The sequence below is a fragment of the Haloarcula amylolytica JCM 13557 genome (assembly GCF_000336615.1).
In the GTDB taxonomy this organism is placed as follows: domain Archaea; phylum Halobacteriota; class Halobacteria; order Halobacteriales; family Haloarculaceae; genus Haloarcula; species Haloarcula amylolytica.
In genome coordinates this window covers 65289-75173 of record NZ_AOLW01000012.1, presented here as the reverse complement: position 1 = coordinate 75173, position 9885 = coordinate 65289, and the positions used below count along the sequence as shown (strand labels likewise).

The 9885-nt window shown below is 56.1% G+C and carries 8 protein-coding genes and 1 pseudogene; 6 read left to right on the top strand and 3 right to left on the bottom strand.

Annotated features, from left to right (window positions below):
- Nucleotides 1-321 precede the first annotated feature (321 nt).
- From C442_RS22855 to C442_RS05740, 6 genes are all read left to right on the top strand, one after another.
- The gene (locus tag C442_RS22855; RefSeq protein ID WP_261385041.1) at nucleotides 322-456 is read left to right on the top strand and encodes a hypothetical protein; all 135 of its coding nucleotides are present in this window, start codon (nucleotides 322-324) and stop codon (nucleotides 454-456) included.
- Nucleotides 453-941 (top strand): hypothetical protein, encoded by a 489-nt coding sequence (locus C442_RS21455; RefSeq protein ID WP_152418438.1) that lies wholly within the window; start codon nucleotides 453-455, stop codon nucleotides 939-941. Before C442_RS22855 ends, C442_RS21455 begins: the two co-directional genes overlap by 4 nt.
- Before the next feature lie 310 nt (nucleotides 942-1251).
- Nucleotides 1252-4092, top strand: a complete 2841-nt coding sequence (locus C442_RS22445) for a calcium-binding protein (protein ID WP_008308627.1) — start codon at nucleotides 1252-1254, stop codon at nucleotides 4090-4092.
- Nucleotides 4093-4094: 2 nt separating this feature from the next.
- Nucleotides 4095-5210: a hypothetical protein gene (locus tag C442_RS05750; protein WP_008308626.1), complete on the top strand. Its 1116-nt coding sequence runs from the start codon at nucleotides 4095-4097 to the stop codon at nucleotides 5208-5210.
- Nucleotides 5211-5268: 58 nt separating this feature from the next.
- Nucleotides 5269-6600, top strand: coding sequence for a hypothetical protein (locus C442_RS22440; RefSeq protein ID WP_008308625.1), 1332 nt, complete (start codon nucleotides 5269-5271; stop codon nucleotides 6598-6600).
- A 1-nt stretch (nucleotide 6601) separates the two neighbouring features.
- The gene (locus C442_RS05740) at nucleotides 6602-7831 is read left to right on the top strand and encodes a hypothetical protein (protein WP_008308624.1); all 1230 of its coding nucleotides are present in this window, start codon (nucleotides 6602-6604) and stop codon (nucleotides 7829-7831) included.
- A 267-nt stretch (nucleotides 7832-8098) separates the two neighbouring features.
- Here C442_RS05740 and C442_RS05735 read toward each other — a convergent pair whose 3' ends face one another.
- The 3 genes and pseudogenes from C442_RS05735 to C442_RS05725 all read right to left on the bottom strand — a co-directional run bounded on the left by C442_RS05735 (nucleotide 8099) and on the right by C442_RS05725 (nucleotide 9864).
- Nucleotides 8099-8386, bottom strand: coding sequence for a PadR family transcriptional regulator (locus C442_RS05735; protein ID WP_008308622.1), 288 nt, complete (start codon nucleotides 8384-8386; stop codon nucleotides 8099-8101).
- Nucleotides 8387-8514: 128 nt separating this feature from the next.
- Nucleotides 8515-8790 (bottom strand): DUF7389 domain-containing protein, encoded by a 276-nt coding sequence (locus tag C442_RS05730; protein WP_049942855.1) that lies wholly within the window; start codon nucleotides 8788-8790, stop codon nucleotides 8515-8517.
- A gap of 64 nt (nucleotides 8791-8854) precedes the next feature.
- A pseudogene (locus C442_RS05725) lies at nucleotides 8855-9864 on the bottom strand (N-6 DNA methylase).
- Between the last annotated feature and the right edge of the window lie 21 nt (nucleotides 9865-9885).

Genomic DNA, 9885 nt, shown 5'->3' with positions numbered 1-9885 from the left:
AGAAATTGCTCTGATGTGTGTCGTCTACAACATCAAACGTGCCGTCAAACAGTGAATTCCATCGCCTTATGGCGATTCAACACAGCCGTTCCAAGAGGCCTCCACAGGCTCAAACCCAGATATTGATACACGTATTAAAATTCAAAAAGTGGTCATGCATGAGACCGGCCATATTATTGGCGTCGGTCGAGGTGACGATAGTCTATTTCGCGGAAGTAAAAAACTTCAGAAGTGTACAGTGGTACAGAACCGGATCCCGACGAAGAGAAGGTATCCTTGCATTCAGGTGGGAGTTATGAAAAGACAGATCGGTGGAGCATAATGAGTAAGGGATGGTCACTGGATTATACTTGGACTGTTCAACCGGAGGCTGCAATCCATCTGAAATTCAGCATTCAAGAAGTATTCACACTTGAAGTGGATAAAGCTGTGGAGGAAACTCACGAGATAGAATGAATAATATCAAACTAGTCGCGTATGTGTGTCTCGCAGTTATTGTTGTACTTTTATCACTGGTAGTGGGTACGACAGTATACTCTGATATGACAACGGGGGGCGAAGGATACGTTGTTTTAACACTGACCGGTAATCTATCTACAACTGACGATGGCTATCAGTATGACGGACGCCTTTTGATGCAAGGCAGGCCGTCGGAAAAAGACATACTCCGTGATGTAGCGATAGAGTTCGGCACGGACCCAGCGGGACAAATATGGAGAGTCAACCTTGGAACCATGACCCCTCCAGACAAAACACTCGCTAATATTAGCACACCACTGCAACAAAAGCCCGACTACGCTGTGATCCGAATCGGAGAGGCTACCAAAAAAACGCAAATAGAAGTTATGTGTATTCGATTTGGAGGTATCGGGCACCGGCATGATGTTGGGGAGAACCCCTGCCGCAACCCAAGCGGAGCAAATACTGATATCCCCAGTTGATTTCTCTGCTATCAATCCCTGTCTCCGGTAGCGTCTCCGAATTGAATTTCGTGGATTATCTCTGGTGAATCGCGGGAAAGCACTGGTTTCGACCGTTAGAACTAGAGTGTGAAGCGGAAAATCGCCGATGCCTATGTCGAAGATCTCCCGCTCCACGAGCAAAGCGGTCCAGTTAGCTAAAGATGCTGTTGGTGGGGTAGGCGAAGTCGCCGAGTATGCATGGTGTTGCTCGCTACCGCTGACGAGCGACGTGTGAAACTGTCTTCTCGACGATCAAGCGCACGCTCAGCGACGCCGTGGGTGCGCGAACTTGATCCTTACCATCTATCCGATCGGATTCGGTGGGGCGACGCGCGACCAACTCTCAGCCATCGCCACCGCAACCGGCGGGGAGGTCAACTTCGTCGATGACGCAGCGGGACTGCCGACAGTGTTCTCGCGTGTCGCAAATACCACGACCGAGATCAACGATACCGACGGTGACGGCCTGAGTGACGAGATGGAACGCGAAGGGGTCATACTGGGTGGACCCAATGGGGATCGCGTCACGACAGATCCGAAGAGCGCTGACACCGACGGTGACGGCCTCTCCGACAGCAGAGAAATCGGCCAGTACACGGAAGTCAGTTATCGTGGCAGGACCGCCTCCTATTACAACCATCTCGCCAATCCAAGGCAGGTCGACACTGACGGCGACAACCTGACCGACGCGGAGGAAGTCGCAGGCTGGGAAGTTCAGCGGACGACCAGTGCTGACCAATCGACCGAGTTCACGAACACATTGTACAGTTCTGCTGGGGATGGGATGGGGCATCTTGAGACGATCTCAGTCCAATCTGATCCGACACTTTCGGACTCGGATTCCGATGGGGTAACTGACGCACAGGAACGACGGTACCGTCTAGACCCCCATAGTCGCGATACAGATAACGATTCGATTTCCGACCACAGAGAGATCGTTAAGGGCCTTGATCCGACGATCCATGATTTCCAGCCACCGGAGGTCACTGTCTTTACCGCTCAGTTCAGTAAGCCAAATTCGTGGGCCGACAACCGGGCGACGTACTCACTCACGTTTCAGGTTGACGACCCATCTGCGGTTCAAACGATAGTAGTCAGTCATGACGGTGAAACGAAGGCAACGCCCCGAGTTAGGGAGAACCAGTATACTCACCTCATCGAATATCGGACCGGATACGTCCAGTCCCTTGAGGATGATCTCTCAGCGGCAACAACAAAAATCAGAGTTACAGATACGCATGGGAATGCACGCTCGTCCCCTGCATTCACTCGAAGCACGATCTTTGTTGAGGGAGCACAGCATTCTGAGGCGGTAGATACTAATTCCAGAGTAGCTGCACAGGGACTGGGGTTCTCTTCGGGACTAGCAACAACGTTTGGCAGTAGCATTGAGTCACTCCAGTCCTTCGCTAAAGACCCACTGGGGGCCATCGAGGCGATCAGTACCCTTCTGGACTCGATTCCTGGTCTGGACTCACTGAGCAACCTCCTCTCGCAAGCGCCGGCAGTGTTTGACGCGATGGTACAGAGCTATGAGAATCGTCAAGACAGGGCGAATCCCTACGATCAAGACGCAAAGCCGGAGTTGCACAAAGACTTCCGGGCTAACTACTTCGCCGGGATGCTCTGGGGCGAGGTTGCCCGGTCCGTCACCGGCAGCCAAGCAGCCAGCGCGGCCAAGCGAACCCAGACGGCGAACACTGTAGCTGACCGGTTAGGCGGGACTCGCGTAATGCGGGCGGCCCGGACGTACAGTCGGGCACAGGACCGAGCTGGGGAGTGGCGCGCCCGGCAACAGATGCGAGCGATATCACAACTATCGAAGGCAACGACGGTCCCACGGAGCGGCGCTCGGCGTGTCCTCAAACCCGCCAGAACAGCAACTGATACAGTCCGCATCCGGCACACGATCCGTCGGACAGACGTCGACATGGCGGAGCTGGACCCAGCCCAACAGCGACGCCTCGGTACACTGCTTGCAGAAAACGATCCAGCCGTTGCCCGTGCCGTCCGGCAAATGGACCAAGACGAAATTGATGCCCTGACCCGGGTCGAGATGGATACCCGTACCCAGCGCCGATTCGCCCGCGCATACGGGAGCGGCGAGGTCGACAGCGATGAACTCACGACGGCACTCACCCGCTACGACAGTTTAGATGCGGATGGAAAGGCGGAGTTCGACGACCTACTGGCGCGCAACGGTGACGACGCGGTCGACTTCGCCGGGCGCACGGACTCGGACACGTTCGATTCGACGTTTAGATGTGACATCAGTAGTGCACCGTCGCTCGGTGCTGCGGGCTCATTGCGGTCCGGCAGGTATCACTCAGTCACGTCACCGTCGTCGCCGTCCCTCCAGAGCGGCGGTGACTGTCTCCCCGACAAACTGGGGCTTTCGGCCAGTGAGAAAAGCAAATATCTCTCTGCGTTGAATGCGGGATCGGACGTTGATAGCGGGCCGATCACTACCGCCGACGAACTGGAAGGCCTGTTGGACGACCTGCAAGGCCGAGACGGCTTCGACGACATCGGCAAGATTGCAGGGGATATCCAGGGCAATAAGAAGGGGTTCAAAGGTCTTGCCGGTGAAGGACACGTCGGACGTGCACTCGATGACCGGTCTAATATCGATGCCGGCGATGGCGATATCGAACTCGAAAAAGACCTCTCTTCGGATGATATCGCGGATGAGTACAGTCAGGACATTGCCGACGGTGTCGAGAACAGTGATGCGTTCAAGAACGTCAACAGTGAGAGAGGTGGCTCTAGTAGCGACATCGATGCGAAAGCGAACACTGAGGTAGAAATCAACGGACGGACGCTCAAGGACCCAGCAATCGAATCTAAAAACCTTGATCCGGACAGCGCTGAATTCTTCCGAAGAGACAACTGGAACGGGTTAAAAGAGAAGCTACGGACGCACGCAGTAGCAGGAGAAGATGAAATCGTGGTGGCCATGGATCAAGACTATATCGACGTGGAGGCTAATCGCCTTGGCGGGAGCAGTAGTTCGTCGTCCCGAGAGGTCCTGAGCAACAGACTAGAAAATGACATCGAAACAACCCTGGCAGATGAGTTCGGGATATCCAAAGACGTAACCGTTGAAGTGACTAGCTATAGTGACCTATAATAATGTCACCACGCCATCTCACGGTCCACGTTCCCGAATTTACGGATGACATCGTTTCGACCGGCTTCGACGCGGCTGAAGAGGTTGGATTCGATATAGACAGAGATCAGGAATCGGACGATGGCGAGTGGCCGTACTATAACGGTAATTACAACAAAACGACCGTTTCGTTCATGTTCGACATCTCTTCGGATAGAGAGACGTATGAACGGGTTCTATCTGTGGGACTTTCGGACATACTCATCCCGTCGAATTGGTCAGACGAGCAGAACTACGCCGAATTCGTGACTGCTGTCGTCAACCTTGCTTGTGAGCTAGCCGTTGCGTATGACGCGGAATACGTCCCGCTGTTCCAAACCACTAACCATAACACAATCGCGCCGACGGGTATGCCCTTCGCTGAGCACATCGATCAGGTCCCACAACTGGCCGTCTACTCCGAGACACTGTTCGAGAAGTTGGGCGGTTTCGACGCGCTGTACGGCGGGACTCCGTGGCGGTACGCAGAACTCGATAGCGGACACGTTTTCGCCATGACTTCCGACGGCCCCTGGGAGAACTCCGAGTTCACCAACTCGAAGCGGCGGGACCTGCAGCGTGGGGAAACCGTGACTGACCTCGATCTTTCGGACCCGTTCATGACACTCGATCCGGGTGAGTACGGGACGGACGCCGTCATTACGAAAGACGATATCGCTCCCGAGTTCACCAACGAAGCACTGACACTGGAGCGGGTGTACCGGGACGAGTCAGACACCCTCCGCCGTGTCGAGGACGATTCGTTTGTCCGGCGGCTCATCGATGATGGAAACGTGTTAGGCGAGCTCCCCGACGGTGTGGACACGGACGACGAGCGACTCTCAGCGCTCATCGAGGGGTCGATTCCGCCAGCGTTCGTCCGGCTCAACGCTCCCAACGACGAATCGATCGTCTCGAAGACGCTGGCGCTCGACATCGAGACTAGCAAGTTTGAACTGTTGGTGAATCTGGCACAGACTGCGCGTTCTGCGGATGTCTCTGACGATGTAATGGCGACTATCGAGGGGGTACTGGACCAGCTGAGTGAGATGGACGATCAAGACGGTATCGACCAGTACATCGAACAGAAGCTTCTGTGACTGCGGTAGCTTTTCACATAGCTTGAACACGCACTGAGTAGCCGGCACGGTCGCGCCTGTGACGGCCTTGGGCGGCGGAAGCGTCCTCCAGAAGGGACTGAGTAGTTCATCGAAGCTCAGACGGCTGGTCGACGCCGCCGACTCGGCGGTACCCGACAGAGTGCCAAACGGCGTCAAGCCGACGGCACTACGGCGGGCTGGGAAAGTCGACGACTCGGTCCCCGACGCGGACGTGCCGACCGGGCGCATGAGCGCGAAGCTCAACGACATGCCCGGGCCCCGGCGCCAGCAGACGACCGAGCAGTTCGACCAACTCGACAGCGATGGGAGCGATTACCTGGGCAACACCGACATCAACGACCCGACGCTGAAGGCCACCGACCTCTTCGAGAACACCGGGCCCAGTGGGCGTCGCGCGCTCAACGATCTGGCGGAAAGCGATCAGGACGCCGCCGACGCGCTCCTGCAGATGGACGACGCCGCTACCCAGCGGCGCTTTACTGAGGCCTACGAGAGCGATTCGGTCGATAGCGATGAATTCGCGACGGCGGTCAAGCGGTACGACGGGTTGGATGCGGATGAGAAAGCGATAGTGCAGCGGTCCATGGCGCGGTCTGATACAGATGCAATTCGGCTCATGCGTGCCGATGTCTGTAACAGCCCCTGCGATGGGGTCCTGAAATCCGTCGAGGACTTCGTTGACAGCCGCAACGGGCTGGACCAGGACGCGTCAGAGAAGCTCGTCAGAGCGTTTGAGGATTCAGACGACGTTCCCGACGGTGTCCCGGGCGAAGAACCTGGTAGAGTCATGGAAGACCTCGAATATCTCGACGATCAAGAAATCGACCGGCTGGACGACGCTGTGACCAGAATTTCCGGTGACCAGTCCGGCTACACCGGTCTCGCAGGAGAAACCCGTACCGCAAGGCGTGTCATCGAGAACAACGATAACGCCGATGTCGAGATGGACGCGACAGTCGACCCTGACAAGATCGCTGACGAGGACCTACCCGACGGTGTCACCGGAGACGACCTGAAAGACGGTCCGACTGATATCGACGTCAACAATCGGAACGGGGCCGCCTACGAATCGAAGAACACCAAGGAATACACGCCGCTTTACCCCGATGAGGCCGAATATGAGCAGCTCGGCGGGAGACTCGACAGCCTCCGCAAGAAGCTGATTACGCAGGCTGCAGGTGGTCAAGACGAAATTGTTGTCGTAATGCGACAAGATCAACTCGATGCCGAGTACAGTGACGAAGTCACCGATGAATTCCCGGACGCTGTGGATGATGTAGAAAAACCCTCGGATATTGGCCAACTCGTTGAGGACGACTTTGATGGCGTTAGCGTCGAATTCAAAAGCTACAGGGACCTGAACGAGTGATATGAGCAATCGAATCAAGCAGGAAGGGTCGGTATTCGCCCGTTTTTATAGCGATGAGCGGGAAACTGGGGCGGAAGTGATCGAAAAAACGCTGTCGGTCTGTGCGGACATAGGGTTAACCGAACACGTCAATGACTCAGACCCGCTGACTCCGGACAATGCATCCATCTCGGAGAAAGGCTACATTACGGTCCATTCCGATAGCAAAGCAATCCGTCTCAGGTTTCGTCTCGATGACTGGGACGGACTGACCGACGCAATCCTAAGTGTGTCCGTAGATGCCACCCGACTGGTCGAAATAGACCCCGAATCGGCCGAGAAGTACACCGGCCCTGCTCGGGTATTCGTCGAACTTATTCGTCAACTCGCGGTCGAGCTCAACCCGTACTACGTTTCGACATCCAACAGGGCGATAATGAACGGTGAGATTGCTCCAACACCTAAAGCGGTACTACCATTCGAGACACCGATAACATTGGAGCGCCTCCCGTGGCTGGGGATCTACTCGGAGCCGCTAATCGAACGGTTCGGCGGCCGCCAGCGGGTTCTAGACACGCCGGCGTGGATGGTGGAGGAGCTTGAGAACGGGAGTATCCTCATCGTCACGACCCGCATACCTTGGGAAGACTACGGGCATAAACACCCGGCGGACCGGTACCTGTTGGATGGGATGGACCGAGCGGACGCCGTGTCACCGCCAAGTGACGTGACACTGTCTGACCCCTTCGCTAGTTTCGACCCCGGTGCGATCGGCACAGACATCTGTGTCCACCAAGACGATATCGCCCCGGAGTTCGCCAACGAGGACTTACAGCTCATTCCCGTCCGCGTCGACGAACACCGGAACCTGCGACATCTCGATACCAACGCGTTTGTGCGAAACGTCGTTACCAATACCACGGGAGACAAGGCCGCTATCGTCAAGCGAATGCTCTCGGACGTCCCGGCCACGTCCGACGACGACCTCTACGTCTCGGCGTTGCTTCGGGACGTAATCCCGCCGGCGTTCGTCCGACTGGACGACCCCGACAACGAGAACGTCGTCACGAAAGTGATGCGTCTTGAGACGGACGTGAACAAAATCAAGCTCCTCGTGAGTCTAAGTCGTGTGGCCCAACAGGACGACTTCACGACCGAGGACCTCAACTCGATGGAAGGAGCGCTGGACACGCTGAACGAACTCGACGACAATGAGAATATCGACCAGTACATCGAAGCGAAGCTGCTGTAAGCAGTGACGAAGCCCGCGAGTGACAGTGTCCTTAGCGAGGGTTCGAAGTGGTGGAATCCTGCAGACTTAGAATACGATATGGACTCTCCAGCGATGATGCCTGTCCTGAGTTAGTGACAGCGCGGAGTTATCGCTTTGATACACACGCTGTGGCTGCTTTACCTATCCTCTTACCTCGCGATTTTGAGACGACCGCGTGAACCACGTTCTCGATCTCGACTGCGGCGTGGCCATTCAGAGCCGGATCAAAATCAGGCGCGTTGACAGTCATCCAGAAAGCTCACTCGTTCCGTACTGTTGTTCCCACTCGTTTCGAGCAGCTATCTCTCGTTCGCCACGTCGCGTGACTGAGTAGATGTTGGTCCGTCTGTCTTTTTGTGCCTTCTCAATGAGCCCTTTGTCGGCAAGTGTGTCAAGGCTCGGGTACAGCCTCCCATGATGGATTTCTCCCTCATAGTATTCCTCCATCTCCTCTTTGATTGCGAGGCCATGTGGGCCGTCTAGACCGTACACCACATACAGCAGGTCACGTTGAAAACTGGTGAGGTCAAACATTTCAGGCTGGCTAACAACTTTGCGCCATTAAGTTTACTGAAATTGACCAAAATCCAGACGCATTAATGGCTACTTTGAGGGCTAGAACAGGTCTCGAAAACGGCTGAAATCTGATGGTAAACTAGCTGTTAATCCTCGTCTTCCTCGCCTGCCTCGTCTCCCTCGGGCTGAACATCCCGAAGCCGACCACTGATCTCCTGGTCGTACTCTTCCAAGAGCTTGTAAAACTCCGCAATCGTCTCCTCGGCAGTCTCACCCTTTGACTTGATCGTCATACTGTCTTCGTCTCGTGTCCCGGTTCCTCGTTTCATCCGGGCCTCCATACTGCATCCAAAGTCCGTTCGTTCGACCTTTTCAACCGAGTCTGGAGCCGTGTCTGGCTCTGTGTCTGATTCTTCTGACATGGGTCTTCTCGGGGACGCTTTCACTGGAACGCCCCGCACCCGACTGGGGCACACAAAACAGCCGTCAATCGCTACTCTCGAACGCACCCAGACTGGCCTGCTCACTCGGAACAGACACCGTAGCCGGTGGTGTTCGCTCTTCAGAGCCCGTGTCTGTCCCCTGAGTTGGGCTGGACTCGTTCTCCGCCTCGACCGTATTCTCGAAGGCGTCGGTCACCCACTCGTGAAGCTCCTCGACCTCCTCGTCGTCGAGTTCGCGAACACTCCCACCCAGCGAAGAGTACGACGTCTGCCACGCTCGCTGGAACTCGACAGTCAGTGAGTCGCCCTGGATAACGTAGGCATCCAGATTCAGGAAACAGCAGTTCAGTGCTGTCATTCGAGCACACAGTGGGTCCTTGTCTTGCTCGACAAACAGCGCGTCTGGCTGCTTTCGACCGGCGACCACCAGTGTTCGACCGCTCCCACAGGCCGGGTCAAGGATCGTCTGTCTATCATCGGTATCGCTCTCGTCTCCGACGCCGGCGATCTCAGCCATTGTCTCGCAAACAGAGTGGGGCGTGAAGTGCTGGCCGAACGCATCGCTGGACAGTCCGTATTCCTCGTAGACGGCACCCAGAACGTCAGCGTCGGTAGCCGCCATCCGTTCTTGGAGCTGGCCGAACGCCTCGGCGAAGAGGTCGACTGATCGCTGCCCGCGTGGGTGGTCCATATCGCCGCGCTCGCGATAGTCGTCGACNGTTCTTGGAGCTGGCCGAACGCCTCGGCGAAGAGGTCGACTGATCGCTGCCCGCGTGGGTGGTCCATATCGCCGCGCTCGCGATAGTCGTCGACAATCTCCAGATATGGATCGTCTCGGTCCTGCAGTGCGAACAGCATGAGGTTGACCCAGTCTCTGAAGACCGTGTGTGCGCTGTGTCCCCGCTGGCGAATTTGCTCAAGCGTTGCAACAATCTCGNCGAACAGCATGAGGTTGACCCAGTCTCTGAAGACCGTGTGTGCGCTGTGTCCCCGCTGGCGAATTTGCTCAAGCGTTGCAACAATCTCGTCGACGTCGATCTGTGGCGAAGCCATGCTCTCTCAGCCACCAGAGAG